General features: G+C 69.2%; 13 protein-coding genes. 4 read left to right on the plus strand and 9 right to left on the minus strand.

Features of this window, described 5'->3' with window-relative positions; translation table 11 throughout:
- Positions 1-251 precede the first annotated feature (251 nt).
- The 3 genes from AB0J02_RS41345 to thyX all read right to left on the minus strand — a co-directional run bounded on the left by AB0J02_RS41345 (position 252) and on the right by thyX (position 3948).
- On the minus strand, positions 252-1937 hold the full coding sequence (locus AB0J02_RS41345; RefSeq protein ID WP_363199087.1) for a ribonuclease J: 1686 nt from the start codon (positions 1935-1937) through the stop codon (positions 252-254).
- 140 nt (positions 1938-2077) lie between these two features.
- Complete coding sequence (gene dapA / locus AB0J02_RS41350) at positions 2078-2977, minus strand: 4-hydroxy-tetrahydrodipicolinate synthase (RefSeq protein WP_363199088.1); 900 nt, start codon at positions 2975-2977, stop codon at positions 2078-2080.
- 230 nt (positions 2978-3207) lie between these two features.
- Entirely contained in the window at positions 3208-3948 is a 741-nt protein-coding gene (thyX, locus tag AB0J02_RS41355; protein ID WP_363199089.1) for an FAD-dependent thymidylate synthase, read from the minus strand.
- Positions 3949-4160: 212 nt separating this feature from the next.
- On the opposite strand from thyX, the gene AB0J02_RS41360 reads away from it, so the two are divergent.
- Positions 4161-4400, plus strand: coding sequence for a hypothetical protein (locus AB0J02_RS41360; RefSeq protein WP_363199090.1), 240 nt, complete (start codon positions 4161-4163; stop codon positions 4398-4400).
- Between the two features lie 104 nt (positions 4401-4504).
- A complete protein-coding gene (locus AB0J02_RS41365) occupies positions 4505-5059 on the plus strand; it encodes a hypothetical protein (protein ID WP_363199091.1) in 555 nt (184 codons plus the stop codon).
- A gap of 63 nt (positions 5060-5122) precedes the next feature.
- Here the strand turns inward: AB0J02_RS41365 and AB0J02_RS41370 are convergent, their stop codons facing one another.
- The 6 genes from AB0J02_RS41370 to eccD form a co-directional block, all read right to left on the minus strand.
- Entirely contained in the window at positions 5123-5575 is a 453-nt protein-coding gene (locus tag AB0J02_RS41370) for a hypothetical protein (RefSeq protein ID WP_363199092.1), read from the minus strand.
- Positions 5576-5584: 9 nt separating this feature from the next.
- Positions 5585-6340 (minus strand): 4-hydroxy-tetrahydrodipicolinate reductase, encoded by a 756-nt coding sequence (dapB, locus tag AB0J02_RS41375; protein WP_363199093.1) that lies wholly within the window; start codon positions 6338-6340, stop codon positions 5585-5587.
- A gap of 30 nt (positions 6341-6370) precedes the next feature.
- Positions 6371-7750 (minus strand): pitrilysin family protein, encoded by a 1380-nt coding sequence (locus tag AB0J02_RS41380; RefSeq protein ID WP_363199094.1) that lies wholly within the window; start codon positions 7748-7750, stop codon positions 6371-6373.
- Positions 7747-9963, minus strand: coding sequence for a polyribonucleotide nucleotidyltransferase (locus AB0J02_RS41385; protein ID WP_363199095.1), 2217 nt, complete (start codon positions 9961-9963; stop codon positions 7747-7749). The genes AB0J02_RS41380 and AB0J02_RS41385 overlap by 4 nt, the downstream gene beginning before the upstream one ends.
- A gap of 283 nt (positions 9964-10246) precedes the next feature.
- On the minus strand, positions 10247-10534 hold the full coding sequence (rpsO, locus tag AB0J02_RS41390; RefSeq protein ID WP_324768127.1) for a 30S ribosomal protein S15: 288 nt from the start codon (positions 10532-10534) through the stop codon (positions 10247-10249).
- A 194-nt stretch (positions 10535-10728) separates the two neighbouring features.
- Complete coding sequence (gene eccD, locus AB0J02_RS41395; RefSeq protein ID WP_363199109.1) at positions 10729-12246, minus strand: type VII secretion integral membrane protein EccD; 1518 nt, start codon at positions 12244-12246, stop codon at positions 10729-10731.
- Positions 12247-12614: 368 nt separating this feature from the next.
- Between eccD and eccCa the strand changes: the two genes are divergently transcribed.
- On the plus strand, positions 12615-16580 hold the full coding sequence (eccCa, locus tag AB0J02_RS41400) for a type VII secretion protein EccCa (RefSeq protein ID WP_363199096.1): 3966 nt from the start codon (positions 12615-12617) through the stop codon (positions 16578-16580).
- 231 nt (positions 16581-16811) lie between these two features.
- Entirely contained in the window at positions 16812-17147 is a 336-nt protein-coding gene (locus tag AB0J02_RS41405; protein WP_363199097.1) for a DUF397 domain-containing protein, read from the plus strand.
- Positions 17148-17170: the final 23 nt, after the last annotated feature.

Genomic DNA, 17170 nt, shown 5'->3' on the forward strand with positions numbered 1-17170 from the left:
CTATCAGATCTTTCCGATCCGATTTCCTCGGGATTTTGCTCCGCTTTCCAGGAATCCCGCTTTCGCGTTTTCCTTTCCGGCGACTCCGACTTTATCAGAGATCCTGAGTCGGAATTTCCGACCCTCTTGGGAACGTGTCCGAGCACGGCGAGTGCGCGGGGTTCCCCCTCGGGCGGAGCCGTAAACCTACTGGAGCGGGGCGCCACGATGCAAATCGTGCCGCCCCGCTCCTGAGTACTGCGGCCGCGGCCTCAGACCTCGACGACGACCGGGAGGATCATCGGGCGCCGGCGGTAGGTGTCCGACACCCACTTGCCCAGCGTGCGGCGGATGAGCTGCTGCAGCTGGTGGGGTTCGACGACGCCGTCCTGGGCCGACTTCTCCAGGACTTCCTGAATCCTCGGGACGACGGCGGTGAACGCCGAGTCCTCGATACCGGAGCCGCGCGCCTGGATGTTCGGGCCGCTGGTGATCTTGCCGGTACTGGAGTCCACCACCACGAAGACCGAGATGATGCCCTCGTCCCCGAGGATCCTGCGGTCCTTGAGCGCGGGCTCGCGGACATCGCCGACGGAGAGGCCGTCCACGTAGACGTATCCGGCCTGGACCTTGCCCACGATCTTCGCCTTGCCCTCGACGAGGTCGACGACGACGCCGTCCTCGGCGATCACGATGCGGTCGTGCGGGACGCCGGTGAGGGCGCCGAGCTCGGCGTTGGCGCGCAGGTGGCGCCATTCGCCGTGGACCGGCATCAGGTTCTTGGGCTTGCAGATGTTGTAGAAGTACAGGAGCTCGCCCGCGGACGCGTGGCCCGAGACGTGCACCTTGGCGTTGCCCTTGTGGACGACGTTGGCGCCCCAGCGGGTCAGGCCGTTGATGACGCGGTAGACCGCGTTCTCGTTGCCGGGGATCAGCGACGACGCCAGGATCACCGTGTCGCCGGAGACGATGCGGATCTGGTGGTCGCGGTTGGCCATCCGGGACAGAGCCGCCATCGGCTCCCCCTGGGAGCCCGTGCAGACCAGGACGATCTGGCTGTCCGGAAGATCGTCGAGCGTCTTGACGTCCACGACCAGGCCCGGCGGAACCTTCAGGTAGCCGAGGTCACGAGCGATGCCCATGTTGCGGACCATTGAGCGGCCCACGAAGGCGACCCGGCGGCCGTACTCGTGCGCGGCGTCCAGGATCTGCTGGATGCGGTGCACATGGCTGGCGAACGACGCGACGATGATCCGCTTCTGAGCGCCGGCGAAGACACCCCGGACCACGTTCGAGATGTCGCGCTCCGGCGGGACGAAACCCGGGACCTCGGCGTTGGTCGAGTCGGTGAGGAGAAGGTCGATGCCTTCCTCGCCGAGCCGCGCGAAGGTCGGCAGGTCCGTCAGGCGACGGTCCAGCGGCAGCTGATCCATCTTGAAGTCGCCCGTGTGTACCACCATGCCGGCCGGGGTGCGGATGGCGACGGCCAGCGCGTCCGGGATGGAGTGGTTGACCGCGATGAACTCGCAGTCGAAGGGGCCGAGCCGCTCGCGGTCGCCCTCGGAGACCTCGAGCGTGTACGGGCGGATGCGGTGCTCCTGGAGCTTCGCCTCGATCAGGGCGAGAGTCAGCTTGGAGCCGATGAGCGGGATGTCCGGCTTCTCGCGGAGAAGGTAGGGGACAGCGCCGATGTGGTCCTCGTGGCCGTGCGTCAGGACGATGCCCTCGACGTCGTCGAGGCGGTCCCTGATGGACGTGAAGTCCGGCAGGATCAGGTCGATTCCGGGCTGCTCCTCCTCGGGGAAGAGCACTCCGCAGTCGACGATCAGCAGACGGCCCTCGTACTCGAAGGCGGTCATGTTGCGCCCGATCTCACCGAGGCCGCCGAGCGGCGTGACGCGCAGGCCGCGCTTCGGGAGCTTCGGCGGGGCGCCGAGTTCAGGATGCGGATGACTCAAAAGACTCTCCCTTAAGCACGCGCGCCACGTACCTGTAGGCACGTGGCGCGCGTGACGTTCGTGCAGTAGCAGTTGTCGATGGTTCTTCGGTGTTGCTCGTGTTCTGTTGATTCAGTTGTGAAGCTTTGCGAAGTCTGTGATCAGAGCTGTACCCCGCCAGCGGCAAGGTCGACCTTGAGCTGCGCTGTCTCGCCGGCGGTGAGCTCGACGAGGGGCAGGCGGAGCGGTCCGGCCGGCAGGTTCTGCAGAGTCAGGGCGGCCTTTGTCGTGATGACGCCCTGCGTGCGGAACATGCCGGTGAAGACGGGGAGCAGCTTCTGGTGGATCTCCGTGGCCTTGTGCACGTCGCCCGACAGGTAGGAGTCGAGCATCGCGCGCAGTTCGGGCGCGACCACATGGCCGACGACCGAGACGAAGCCGCACGCGCCGACCGAGAGCAGCGGCAGATTGAGCATGTCGTCGCCGGAGTACCAGGCCAGGCCGGAGCGGGCTATGGCCCAGCTGGCGCGGCCGAGGTCGCCCTTGGCGTCCTTGTTGGCGACGATGCGCGGGTGCTCGGCGAGCCGGACGATCGTGTCCGTGTTGATCGGTACGCCGCTGCGGCCCGGGATGTCGTAGAGCATCACGGGGAGTTCGGTCGCGTCCGCGATCGCCGTGAAGTGGCGGAGCAGGCCCTCCTGCGGGGGCTTGTTGTAGTACGGCGTGACCGTGAGCAGGCCGTGCGCGCCGGCCTGCTGGGCGGTGCGGGCGAGCTCGATGCTGTGAAGCGTGTCGTTCGTGCCGACGCCGGCGACGACGTGGGCCCGGTCGCCGACCGCCTCCACGACGGCTCGTACGAGATCCGCTTTCTCCGCGTTACTGGTGGTCGGGGACTCGCCCGTGGTGCCGTTGACGACAAGGCCGTCGTTGCCTGCGTCCACCAGGTGGGCGGCGAGCCGCTGCGCGCCGTCGAGGTCGAGTGCGCCGTCCGCCGTCAGGGGCGTGACCATGGCGGTGAGGACCCTCCCGAAGGGGGTCTGCGGAGTGGAGGTCGGAGCCATGGGTAACACGCTACTCGCTGCTCAGTACCGGGTCCCCCCTCGGGGGATGCGACAAGTCACGACAAAGGTGGAGCCCGGCACTGCCTGCTCGGGGGTTCAAGCAGTACCGGGTCCGTTCGACCAGGCTAGACGGACTTTCCGAAATGCCGCAATCCGGACACTTCGCCGACCCATCCGCACATCTGTGCCGTCACCTCACCACAGTGATCAAGGGGCGCCCAGGTCCAGGGCTACGGAGCGACGCGCCCGTTGGCATTGAACGCCGCGTACGTCAGCGGCATGAGCTTGGCCCACTCCGCCTCCATTTTTTCGCCGACCATCTCGATCTCCCGCTGCGGGAAGGACGGGACCTTGGCCAGCTCGTGCTGGGTGCGCAGACCGAGGAAGTGCATCAGCGAGCGCGCGTTGCACGTCGCGTACATCGACGAGTACAGGCCGACGGGGAGCACCGCGCGCGCCACCTCGCGGGCCACGCCCGCGGCCAGCATCTCCTGGTACGCCTCGTACGCCTGAAGGTAGGAGGCCTCCATGGCGCGGCCCGTCAGCTCCTGCTGCGCCTGTGTGCCCTCGACGAACCGGTACTTGCCCGGGCGGCCCTCCTGCACGAGCTTGCGGTCGGCGTCAGGGACGTAGAAGACCGACTGGAGCTCCCTGTACCGGCCCGACTCCTCGTTGTACGACCAGCCCACCCGGTGCCGCATGAACTCGCGGAAGACGAAGATCGGGGCACTGATGAAGAACGTCATCGAGTTGTGCTCGAAGGGGCTGCCGTGCCGGTCCCGCATCAGGTAGTTGATGAGGCCCTTGGAGCGCTCGGGGTCCTTCGACTGCTCGTCCAAAGACTGCTCGCCCACTGTGGAGACACGGGCCGCGAACAGCACGTCCGAGTCGCTCGCGGTGTGCTTCACCAACTCGACGGTGACATCGCCTCGGAACGTCGGCTTGCGGTCTTCAGCAGGTGTTTCGGTCACGGCTCGGGGGGTCCTTCCATCACTTCGCTCGGGCGGCGCCCACTCTACGGGCCGCCACCGACAACGGGTCATTCGCTCGCTTCTCGCGACGATCTCCGGCGAACGAGAGCGAACTTCTGTGAATTTGGCGAAAGTGGGCACCATTTGGGGCGTTCGCTCGTCTGTGTAGATGAACACACTTCGTTCGAACCCCTTGAGGAGAAGCACCGCCCATGTTTCGTCGGCGCGAGCCCGTACCGTTCGCCTTCATCGCCGAAGCCGACAAGTTCCGCAGTAACGTCACACCGCCCGAGCGCACGCGTCCCTCCGCGGGGCAGATCGCCGGTCGCACGTTGGTGGGCCTGACCGTCGTGGCCGGGCTCGTGGGCTCCCTGTTGTTCGGGATGCCCGCGCTGTCGGCCGATCAGTCCACCCGGCACACTCAGCAGTCGGAAGCCTCCGACGGGCGTTGATCCGTCGCACTCGTCCGGACCCCCTGAGGTGGAAGGCCGGAGCGTGCCTGGGTAGCCTCACCGGGCACAGCCCCCATCCAGTGTGGATCGAGTGAGGACCCGCCGTGCCCCTGCCCTTCCTGACGGCCGACCGTGCTTTCGACGAGGCCGCGGACACTGCGCTGCCCTTCGACGACCGCGACCAGTGGCGCCGCCCCTACCGCCCGGGCCCGTACCGGGTCGGGGCGGCCGCGCTGATGCTGCTCCTGGCGTCGTACGTGCTGTTCGCCGCGGTGATCATCGCGGTCGCGGGAGACACCACGGCCGCCAGTGTGTGCGGCGTGCTCGCCGTGCTGATCATCGCGGCCGCGCTGCGCCTGTTGCGCATGGGGGCGTGGGTGAGCGCCCGCGGTCTGCGCCAGGTCTCTTTCTTCAAGACGCTGACCGCCCCGTGGGACACGGTGGTCGCCACGCGCACGGTGCAGCAGCCGGTGCGCTGGCTCGGGCTGCCGCGCACCGTGCAGGGGCAGGCGCTGGTCCTCGTACGCAAGGACCGGCGGGGGGAACAGACGGCGCTGCTCACCAGCGCCAACGGAGACTTCCTCGGCCGGACTACGGCGTTCGACCGAGCCGCGGACAGCATCGAGGTCTGGACCGAGGAGTACCGGCCCCAGCGCTGAGCCGCACGGGCATGTGAAGGGGCCCGCACCGTCGTCCTGACGGTGCGGGCCCCTTCACATGTGTCAGGCGCTTACAGAGCGCCCCTCTTGGAGAGCGATCGCGCGCTGCATCGCCTTCCGCGCGCGCGGGGTGTCACGTGCGTCCTTGTAGGCGACGGCCAGCCGGAACCAGCAGCGCCAGTCGCCCGGGGCGTCCTCGGTCTCGGCCTTGCGCCGGCCGAAGACCTCGTCGGCGGAGTCGCGGTCGATGCGGCCGTACTGGTCGCGACGCAGTTCGTCGACGGGCAGGCCGCCCTCCGCCTCCAGGAGCCCGGCGAGGCGGTTGGCCTTGCGGACGAACTGGGTGTTCGCCCACAGGAACCACACGCCGATCACGGGAAGGATCAGTACGGCCAGGCCGAAGGTGACCGTCAGCAACGTGCCCTGCTGGAGGAGCATGACGCCGCGGTCGCCGGCCAGGACGAAGTAGACGACCAGGACGGCGGCCGTGACGGCGTAGGTGATTTTCGCGCGCATCGCTGCAGTTCAGCCGTTCAGGTCGAGGAAGTGTTCCAGGCCGAAGGTGAGACCCGGAGCCGTCACGACCTTGCGGGCGCCCAGCAGGATGCCCGGCATGAAGCTGCTGTGGTGCAGCGAGTCGTGGCGGATGGTCAGCGTCTCGCCCTCGCCGCCCAGGAGGACCTCCTGGTGGGCCAGGAGGCCACGCAGCCGCACCGAGTGGACCGGGACGCCGTCGACGTCCGCGCCACGGGCTCCGTCGAGCGCTGTGGTCGTCGCGTCGGGCTGCGGGGCGCTGCCCGCCTTCTCCCGTGCCGCGGCGATCAGTTGAGCCGTGCGGGAAGCCGTGCCGGAAGGGGCGTCGACCTTCTTCGGGTGGTGCAGTTCGATGACTTCGACGGACTCGAAGTACGGGGCCGCCACCTCGGCGAACTTCATGGTCAGGACCGCGCCGATCGAGAAGTTCGGAGCGATGAGCACGCCCGTCCCCGGGGAGGCCGCCAGCCACTGCTGGAGCTGCGCGAGGCGGTCCTCGGTCCAGCCCGTCGTGCCGACGACCCCGTGAATTCCGTGCCGTACACAGAACTCCAGGTTCTCCAGCACCGAGTCGGGCGTGGTCAGTTCGACCGCGACCTGGGCGCCCGACTCGACGAGGGCGTCCAGCTTGTCGCCGCGACCGAGGGCCGCGACCAGCTCCATGTCCTCGGCGGCCTCTACGGCCCGTACGGCCTCGGAGCCGATGCGGCCCCCGGCTCCGAGGACCGCCACGCGCAGCTTGCTCATGTCTTCCCTGATCCTTACGTAGGTGGGCTGTTACGCGACCACTTCGTGCAGGCGCGCGGCCTGCTTGTCCTTGAGCGGGCCGATGACCGACAGGGACGGGCGCTGTCCCAGGATGTCGCGTGCGACCTCGCGCACCTCGTCCGGGGTCACGGCGGCGATGCGCGCCAGCATGTCGTCGACCGACATCTGCTCGCCCCAGCACAGCTCGCTCTTGCCGATGCGGTTCATCAGCGCGCCCGTGTCCTCCAGGCCGAGGACCGTGGAACCGGCGAGCTGGCCGATGGCACGGCGGATCTCGTCGTCGCTGAGACCGTCCTGCGCGACCTGGTCGAGCTCGTCCCGGCAGATCTTCAGGACGTCGTGCACCTGGCTGGGGCGGCAGCCCGCGTACACGCCGAAGAGGCCGCAGTCCGCGAAGCCCGAGGTGTACGAGTACACGCTGTACGCAAGCCCGCGCTTCTCGCGGACTTCCTGGAAGAGGCGGGACGACATGCCGCCGCCCAGCGCCGTGTTGAGCACGCCCATGGCCCAGCGGCGCTCGTCGGTGCGGGCCAGGCCCGGCATGCCGAGGATGACGTGTGCCTGCTCGGTCTTGCGGTCGATGACCTCCATGCGGCCGGCCGTGCGCAGCGTCTTGCGGCCCGCGCGCGGGCCGATGGGAGCCGCGGCCGGACCGCTCAGCGCGCCCGCCCTCTCGAAGGCCGCGCGGACCTGGCGTACGACCTTGTCGTGATCGACGTTGCCGGCGGCGGCGACGACCAGGTGGGTCGGGTCGTAGTGCTTCTTGTAGAAGCGGCTGATCTGACCGCGGTCCAGGGCGTTGATCGTGTCGACCGTGCCGAGGACGGGGCGGCCGAGGGGCGTGTCGCCGAGCATCGTGTGCGAGAACAGGTCGTGCACGCAGTCGCCCGCGTCGTCCTCGGTCATCGCGATCTCTTCGAGGATCACGCCGCGCTCCGCGTCGACGTCCGCCTCCTCGATGAGGGAGCCGGTCAGCATGTCGCAGACGACGTCTATGGCCAGCGGCAGATTGGTGTCGAGCACGCGCGCGTAGTAGCAGGTGAACTCCTTCGCCGTGAAGGCGTTCATCTCGCCGCCGACCTCGTCGATCGCGGCGGAGATGTCGAGGGCACTCCTACGGGAGGTGCCCTTGAAGAGGAGGTGCTCCAAGTAGTGCGTCGCGCCGTTCAGCGTCGGCGTCTCGTCGCGGGAGCCCACGTGGGCCCAGATGCCGAAGGTCGCCGAGCGGACGGAGGGCAGGGTCTCGGTGACGATGCGCAGCCCGCTCGGGAGCGTCGTCTTACGGACCGTGCCGATGCCGTTCCGGCCCTTGATCAGGGTTTGGGTACGGGCGACGGCCCGCGCCTCCGAGGAGGTGCGGGCCGTCGCCTTGGTGCTACGAGACGTCACTTGTCGGTGTCGTCCTTCGCGTCGTCGCCCTCTTCGCCCTCGACCACGGGGATGAGGGAGAGCTTGCCGCGGGAGTCGATCTCGGCGATCTCGACCTGGACCTTGGCGCCCACGGCCAGAACGTCCTCGACGTTCTCCACACGCTTGCCACCGGCGAGCTTGCGGATCTGCGAGATGTGCAGCAGACCGTCCTTGCCCGGGAGCAGCGAGACGAACGCACCGAAGGTCGTCGTCTTCACGACGGTGCCCAGGTAGCGCTCTCCGACCTCCGGCATGGTCGGGTTGGCGATGCCGTTGATCGTGGCGCGGGCGGCCTCGGCCTGCGAGCCCTGGGCGGCACCGATATAGATGGTGCCGTCGTCCTCGATCGTGATGTCGGCGCCGGTGTCCTCCTGGATCTGGTTGATCATCTTGCCCTTCGGGCCGATGACCTCACCGATCTTGTCCACGGGGATCTTGACGGTGATGATCCGCGGGGCGTTCGGGGACATCTCGTCCGGGACGTCGATCGCTTCCATCATCACGTCGAGGATGTGGAGGCGGGCGTCGCGGGCCTGCTTGAGGGCGGCGGCCAGGACGGAGGCCGGGATGCCGTCGAGCTTCGTGTCGAGCTGGAGGGCCGTCACGAACTCCTTGGTGCCGGCGACCTTGAAGTCCATGTCACCGAAGGCGTCCTCGGCACCGAGGATGTCGGTGAGGGCGACGTAGTGCGTCTCGCCCTTGATCTCCTGGGAGATCAGGCCCATGGCGATACCGGCGACGGGGGCCTTCAGCGGCACACCGGCGTTCAGCAGCGACATGGTGGAGGCGCAGACCGAGCCCATGGACGTCGAGCCGTTGGAACCGAGGGCCTCGGAGACCTGACGGATCGCGTAGGGGAACTCCTCGCGCGTCGGCAGGACCGGCACGATCGCGCGCTCGGCGAGCGCGCCGTGGCCGATCTCGCGGCGCTTCGGGGAGCCGACACGGCCGGTCTCACCGACGGAGTACGGCGGGAAGTTGTAGTTGTGCATGTAGCGCTTGCGGGTCACCGGGGAGAGGGTGTCCAGCTGCTGCTCCATACGCAGCATGTTCAGCGTGGTGACGCCCAGGATCTGGGTCTCGCCACGCTCGAACAGGGCGGAGCCGTGCACGCGCGGGATGGCCTCGACCTCGGCGGCCAGGGTGCGGATGTCGGTGACACCGCGGCCGTCGATGCGCTTCTTCTCCTTGATGACGCGCTCACGGACCAGGGACTTGGTCAGCGAGCGGTACGCGGCGGAGATTTCCTTCTCGCGGCCCTCGAACTGCGGGAGCAGCTTCTCGGCGGCCAGGCCCTTGACGCGGTCCAGCTCGGCCTCGCGGTCCTGCTTGCCCGGGATGGTGAGGGCGGCGGAGAGCTCGGACTTGACCGCGGCGGTCAGGGCCTCGAGCACGTCGTCCTGGTAGTCCAGGAAGATCGGGAACTCGGCGGTCGGCTTCGCGGCCTTCGCGGCGAGGTCGGCCTGCGCCTTGCACAGCACCTTGATGAAGGGCTTCGAGGCGTCGAGACCGGCGGCCACGACCTCCTCGGTCGGCGCCTCGGCGCCACCCTTGATCAGCTGGATGGTCTTCTCGGTGGCCTCGGCCTCGACCATCATGATCGCGACGTCGCCGTCCTCCAGGACGCGACCGGCGACCACCATGTCGAAGACGGCGTCCTCGAGCTCGGTGTGCGTCGGGAACGCGACCCACTGGCCGTTGATCAGCGCGACGCGGACGCCGCCGACCGGGCCGGAGAAGGGCAGACCGGCCAGCTGCGTGGACGCGGACGCGGCGTTGATCGCGACGACGTCGTACAGGTGGTCGGGGTTGAGCGCCATGATCGTGGCGACGACCTGGATCTCGTTGCGAAGGCCCTTCTTGAAGGACGGACGCAGCGGGCGGTCGATCAGGCGGCAGGTGAGGATGGCGTCCTCGGAGGGACGGCCCTCGCGGCGGAAGAAGCTGCCGGGGATCTTGCCGGCGGCGTACTGCCGCTCCTCGACGTCCACCGTGAGGGGGAAGAAGTCGAGCTGGTCCTTGGGGTTCTTCGAGGCCGAGGTGGCCGAGAGCACCATGGTGTCGTCGTCGAGGTAGGCGACGGCGGAGCCGGCGGCCTGACGGGCCAGACGGCCCGTCTCGAAGCGGATGGTGCGGGTGCCGAAGGAGCCGTTGTCAATGACGGCCTCGGCGTAGTGGGTCTCGTTCTCCACTAGCGTTTTCTCCGTTACTTTCGTCTGTTTCGTCTTTTGTCCGCATCTGCCCGTGTGGCAGAGGGACAGGTGGAGAAGCGCGCCTTGGGTGCGGGCCGGTCTTCGATCGAAGCTCCCGGGGATCCTCTTGCGTCTCCGGGGGCCACTACCGAGGACCGGCGGCGGCGACAGTGCGCTTCTCCTCTTCGTACGTCACCAGACTACAAAGCGTCTGTGACAGTGCGCACGTACAGCAAAGGGAGCGGCCCCCTCAAAAGTGGGAACCGCTCCCCTTCATGGCGTCTTAGCGGGCGCCGGCCGCACCGCGGCGGATGCCGAGGCGCTCGACCAGCACACGGAAGCGCTGGATGTCCTTCTTGGCCAGGTACTGCAGAAGGCGGCGACGCTGGCCGACCAGGATCAGCAGACCACGACGCGAGTGGTGGTCGTGCTTGTGCGTCTTGAGGTGCTCGGTGAGGTCCGAGATACGGCGGGAGAGCATGGCGACCTGGACCTCGGGGGAGCCGGTGTCGCCCTCCTTCTGGCCGAACTCGGAGATGAGCTGCTTCTTCGTAGCGGCGTCGAGCGACACGCGTACTCCTCGTAGTGTTCTTCGTGGCAACCGAGCGCCCCTGGTCTACATCTCAGGAGAGCTTCCGTAACTCGGAGCCGGGGATCCGCTGGGCGCTGCCCCCGGGAATCGAGTGGGGGCGCGTACACAAGCGGCCGTCACACAGCGTACCAGCCGCCGGGAGCGCCCCCGACCGGGTCCTGATCCGACCCGACTCAGCTGGTCATCGCCCGCGCCGACGCGTACACGTCGAAGACGGCGAGGGCCAGCGGGATCAGGGTGAGCAGCACGAACGTCTCGGCGATCTCCAGGAAGCGGCCCCAGAAGGGGGTGACTCCACGGCGCGGGGTGATCAGGCCGATCGCGGTGACCAGGGCGGTCGCCGCACCGATGGCCGCGGCGACCCACACCGTACGGATGTCGAGCGCGGTGGTGTCGTGCTTGAGAGCGGCCTCTTGCAGGTACTCCAGCGGAGGGTGCAGTGCGAGACCGAGGCCCAGGAAGACGAGGGCCGCGAGGCCCGCCGCGAGGGTGGCGCCTACTTGTGCGGTGTAGCGGAACAGGTGGGCGCGCATCAGCATCGCGATGCCGGTGGCCAGAGCCAGCAGCTGTCCCCATACGTTGCTGGAGAAGCCGAGGACTATCGACGCGCCTACGGAGACGAGCGCGCAGCCGCCGACGAGGCCGACGAGCAGCTCGTGGCCGCGGCGGGCCTGGGCGGCGACGCGCTCCGCGTCGACGGCCTCGTGCGGGTCGGCCGGGCCGCTCGCGGACTCGTAGCCCGCACGTGCCTGGTTGGGCGGTTCGAAGCCGATGGGCAGCCGCGCGAAACGCATCGACAGGCCCGGCAGGAAGGCCAGCGCACTCACGGAGAGGGGCGCGCAGATGGCGGCCGTCTCGATGGGCTTCAGGTGCGTGAGGATCGCGATGAAGGTGGTCAGCAGTCCGATCAGCGAGGCGAAGACGACCGCCACGAAGGGGCCGTCACCACCGGGGGACACCAAGGTGAGGATGACGGACACGATCAGGACGCCCGCGCAGGCGAGCAGGAACTGCAGGCGGCCGATGCCCTGGCCTTCGGAGAGCGGCAGCAGCCCGGAGCCCGCCACCGCGATGTTCGGCAGGGCGCCGAGGCCGAGCGCGACCGCCGAGCCGCGGTCGGCGTAGACCCGCGCGCGCACGCACGCCAGCGTGATCAGGAGGAGACCGGCGACGCCGGCGAGGATGCCCTGGAGGCTGTGCATGTCGTGGCGGATCTGGGAGTTCCAGGCCACGAAGGCGATCAGGGCGGGCAGGACGCCGCCGGCCACGAGGCCTGCCGCGCGCGTGAGGTCGCCGCTCCACAGGGTGCGGTCCTTGGTGACGGCGGAGGCCACGGCCTCGGAGACGTCGTCGAAGACCGCGGGCGGCAGCGACTCGGAGAACGGGCGCAGCGTGAGCAGCTCGCCGTCGAGGATGCGCTGCGCGGCGAACGAGCGGGCGCTGTCGAGGACCGTGCCGTCACGGCGTACGAGGTGGTAGCCGACGGGGGCGCCCTCGGCCGGGCTCTGCTGGGAGAGCCGCAGGATCTCGGGGTACAGGTCGGCGACCGGTACGTCGTCGGGCAGCGCCACGTCGATGCGGCTGTCGGGCGCCACGATGGTGACGCGGCAGAAGCCGAGGCCGGTGCTCGCCACGGCAGGGGCCTGGGTGCCCGTTGCGCCGGCTCGGCCGGTCGGCGCGGAGGCCGTCATGCTCACCTGCTGTTCCCCCTTTTGCGAAGACTCTTGCGAGGCTCTTCCGAAAACTCGGTCGTGCGGGGACGGGCGCGGTGCGTTACCGAGCACGTCCGTCTGTAAAGATCCTGTGTACGTTGCGCCGCGCGTTCCGCGGGGCCGGTCACACGCGCCGGCCAGCCCGGAATCCGGGGGCGGCGAACGATCCGAACCGTGCGGATTGCCCGTTTTTCCCGGGCGGATTCGCAACTGCTCACGCGTACCACCGGCACCCTACCGCCCGCCCGTGTCAGTGGTTGTCAGTAGGATCGCGAACCGCGATCGACGTCCGCCTGACACGGGGCGGCGGACGGAACAGCTCGGTCCGGCAAGGGAATTGGTGCAGAGTGAGCCACATCGTCGTCAAGCGCCCACCTCGGGCACTGCCGTCCGAGGTGCCCACGGAAGAGGTGGTGCTGCAGCCTCCGCCGGAGCTTCCGCGCGGGCAGCAAGAGGGCGCGCTGATGCAGATCCTGCCCATGCTCGGCATGGGCGGCTCGGTCGTGTTCTTCTTCAACCCCCAGGCCCAGCCCTTCATGAAGATCATGGGCATGGTGATGGTGGCGTCCACGATCGCGATGGGCATCGCGATGCTCGCCCGCTATCGCAAGGGCAACCAGGGACAGATGGCGGACATGCGCCGCGACTACCTGCGCTATCTGTCGCAGACCCGGCGCGAGGCCCTGGGTACGGCCCGCAAGCAGCGCGACGCTCAGTACTACCTGCACCCTTCGCCCGAGCAACTGTGGGCGCTGGTCGCCGAGGGCAGCCGGGTATGGGAGCGGCGCACCGGTGACGAGGACTTCGGGCAGGTACGGGTGGGCCTGGGCCCCCAGGGGCTGGCCACTCCCCTGGTGCCGCCGCAGACCGCCCCCGTGGACGAGCTGGAGCCGCTGACCGCGGGCGCGATGCAGCGCTTCCTCGCCACGCACAGCACGCTCGAGGAACTGCCGATGGCGGTGTCGCTGCGCGCCTTCTACCACGTGTCCGTGAGCGGTGAGCCGACGACCGTGCGCGGCTCCGCACGCGCCCTCGTCGCCTCCCTCGCCTCGATGCACTCCCCCGAGGACCTCGTCGTCGCGGTCGCCGCCGGGCGCCAGACCGCACCGGAGTGGGAGTGGGCGAAGTGGCTCCCCCACAACCAGGTGCCGGGCCTCTCCGACGGCGCCGGCAGCCGTCGCCTGATCACGACCGACCCCGCCGAGCTGGAGGACCTGCTCGGCAGCCGCCTCGAAGGCCGGCCGCGCTTCCACCCCGACGGCGCCCCCGTGCCCGAGCAGCCGCATCTGGTGGTCGTCCTCGACGGTGTCTCCCTGCCTCCTACGTCGCTGCTGGCCAGCCCCGAGGGTCTGCAAGGGGTGACGGTCCTCGAGGTCGTGCCCGGCGACCTCGCGGCCGGCCGCGGCGACCTCTCCGTCGTCGTACAGCCGAAGGTGCTGCGCCTGGAGTCGGCGCACGGCATGGTCTACGAGGGCACCCCGGACGTGCTCTCGTACGCGGCCGCCGAGGCGCTCGCCCGGCAGCTCGCGCCGCTGCGCATGGCGTCGGGCGGCGACAGCGACGACGAGCCGCTGCTCGCCAACCTCGAGTTCACCGACCTGATGAACCTGGGGGACGCGGCGACCGTCGACACCAAGCGCACTTGGCGCCCGCGCTCTCAGGCCGAGCGGCTGCGTGTGCCCATCGGTGTCGGCGACGACGGCCGGCCCGTGATGCTCGACCTGAAGGAAGCCGCACAGGAAGGCATGGGCCCGCACGGTCTGTGCGTGGGCGCCACCGGTTCCGGCAAGTCGGAGCTGCTGCGCACCCTGGTGCTCGGTCTCGCGGTGACGCACTCCTCCGAGACGCTGAACTTCGTCCTCGCGGACTTCAAGGGTGGTGCCACGTTCGCCGGCATGGCCCAGATGCCGCACGTCGCGGCCGTGATCACGAACCTCGCGGACGACCTCACCCTCGTCGACCGCATGGGTGACTCGATCCGCGGTGAGCTCAACCGCCGCCAGGAGATGCTCCGCGACGCGGGCAACTACGCGAACATCCACGACTACGAGAAGGCGCGCGCGGCCGGTGCGCCGCTGCAGCCGATCCCGTCGCTCGTCCTGGTGATCGACGAGTTCAGTGAGCTGTTGACGGCGAAGCCGGACTTCATCGAGATGTTCGTGCAGATCGGCCGCATCGGCCGGTCGCTCGGCGTACACCTGCTGCTCGCCTCGCAGCGCCTGGAGGAGGGCCGCCTGCGCGGCCTGGAGACGTATCTCTCGTACCGGATCGGCCTGCGGACCTTCTCCGCCGCCGAGTCCCGTGCCGCCCTCGGCGTCCCGGACGCGTACGAGCTGCCGAACGTGCCGGGTTCCGGCTTCCTGAAGTACGGCACCGACGAGATGGTGCGGTTCAAGGCCGCGTACGTGTCGGGGGTGTACCGCACCGGTTCGGTGCAGGTCGCGACAAGCGCCGGGGCGCTTCCCGTGGACCGGCGGCCGGCGCTGTTCACGGCGGCCGAGGTTCCCGTGCAGTACGTCCCGGTGCCTCGACAGCGCGAGGAGGCGCCGCGCGACGACAAGGACGACGCGCTCGCCGACACCGTGCTCGACGTGATCGTGCGGCGCCTGGAGGCACAGGGCCCCGCGGCGCACCAGGTGTGGCTGCCGCCGCTGGACAGCCCGCCGTCGCTCGACTCGCTGCTGCCCGGCCTCACCCCCGTACAGGGCCGTGGTCTCACGCAGCCCGGTTACGAGGGCGCCGGACGCCTGGTCGTCCCCGTCGGCCTTGTCGACAAGCCGTACGAGCAGCGGCGTGACCCGCTGTGGATCGACTTCGGCGGCGCGGCGGGCCACATGCAGATCCTCGGTGGTCCGCAGTCCGGCAAGTCGACGCTGCTGCGCTCGCTCATCGCGTCGTTCGCTCTGACGCACACGCCGCAGGAAGTGCAGTTCTACGGCCTCGACTTCGGTGGCGGCGGTATGGCGGCCGTGGCCGGCCTGCCGCATGTGGGTGGCGTGGCCTCGCGCCTGGACCCCGAGAAGGTGCGCCGTACGGCGGCCGAGGTCTACGGCGTGCTGACGCGGCGCGAGGAGTACTTCCGTACGGCGGGCATCGCCTCGATCGCCGACTTCCGCAACCGGCGCGCGCGGGGCGACATCTCGATGACCGACCAGCCGTGGGGCGACGTGTTCCTGGTCATCGACGGCTGGGGCAACTTCCGCACGGACTACGAGGCGTTGGAGCCGTTCGTCCTGGACATCGCGGCCCGCGGTCTCGGCTACGGCATCCACGTGGTCCTGACGGCGTCGCGGTCCATGGAGGTCCGGGCGAACATGAAGGACCACCTCATGAACCGCCTGGAGCTGCGGCTCGGCGACACGATGGACTCCGAGTTCGACCGCAAGATCGCGGCCAACGTGCCGACGGGTGTGCCCGGTCGCGGACAGACCCCGCAGAAGCAGCACTTCATGGCGGCGGTCCCGCGCATCGACGGCCTGTCGTCGGACACGGACCTGGCCGAGGCCACCTCGGCCCTCGCCACGGAGGTCACCCGGCACTGGACCCAGCCCGGCGCCCCCGAAGTCCGTCTTCTGCCGCGCGAGTTCCCCGCGCGCCAGCTGCCGCCGGGCGACCGCTTCCCGGAGCGCGGCATCTCCTTCGCGCTCGACGAGGACAACCTCGAGCCGGTGTTCGTGGACTTCGACCAGGACCCGTTCTTCCTGATCTTCGGCGAGAGCGAGTCCGGCAAGTCGAACCTCCTGAAGCTGCTCATCCGCCAGCTCACGCAGCGCTACAGCGGCGACACCTGCAAGCTGTTCGTGGTCGACAACCGTCGCTCGCTGCTCGATGTCACCCCGGCCTCGCACCTGGCCGAGTACATCCCGATGTCGAACCAGATGTCGCACCACATGGACGCGCTGGTCGACCTGATGCAGCGCCGCACGCCGACCGCCGACGTGACGGCTCAGCAGCTGCGCGACCGCAGTTGGTGGCGCGGCCCGACGGTCTATGTGGTCATCGACGACTACGACCTGGTGTCGACGTCCAGCGGCAACCCGCTCTCGGGCCTGACCGAACTGCTGCCGTTCGCGCGCGACGTCGGCGTCCGCTTCATCATCGCCCGCTCCACCGCCGGCTCGGGCCGCGCCGGATACGAGGCCTTCATGCAGCGCATCAAGGAACTCGGCGCGCAGGGCGTGGTGTTGGCCGGTGACCCGAACGAGGGCGATCTGCTCGGCGGGGTGCGGCCGCGGCCGATGCCGGCGGGCCGGGGCGTCTTCGTGTCGCGCAAGCGCGGGAAGCCGTTGGTCCAGGTCGGGCTGGAGGAGTAGGCACGGGTCGCGATCTACGGGGTTCTTGAGGGGGCCGCACCCTATTGGGTGCGGCCCCCTTCGTAGTGCCTGCTTGTACTGCCGACTCGTACCTTCTCCTCGTACCGCCTGCTCATACCGTCTCCTCGTACTGCCTACGGGGGCTTTCCCGCAGGACCCATGAGGCGGCGGGGCCGCGCGAAGTAGGGTGGCCGCACAGGCAGTTCGTACGTCCGGAAGGGGCCGCTCACCATGGCGGATGCACAGGAGCAGCACACCGCGCCGGAGTCTCGGCAGCCCGAGACCCCCGAGGAGATCGCGGCCCGCAAGGAGCGCGAGAAGAACGAGCTGTACGCGCTCGACATCTCCGGCGTGGGGTGGCACAGCGCCCCCGGCACGGAGCAGCACGAGGAGCGCGTCGAGATCGCGTATCTGCCGGACGGGGCGGTGGCGATGCGGTCGTCGCTGGAGCCCGAGACGGTGCTTCGGTATACGGAGGCGGAGTGGACGGCGTTCGTCCTCGGCGCCAGGGACGGGGAGTTCGATCTGGAGCCTGCGCCGCACAGTGGCGGGGCGCCGACCGCATAGTGATGGCAGTGGTCGGCGGCTGG

The sequence above is a fragment of the Streptomyces sp. NPDC050264 genome, from assembly GCF_040655895.1.
In the GTDB taxonomy this organism is placed as follows: domain Bacteria; phylum Actinomycetota; class Actinomycetes; order Streptomycetales; family Streptomycetaceae; genus Streptomyces.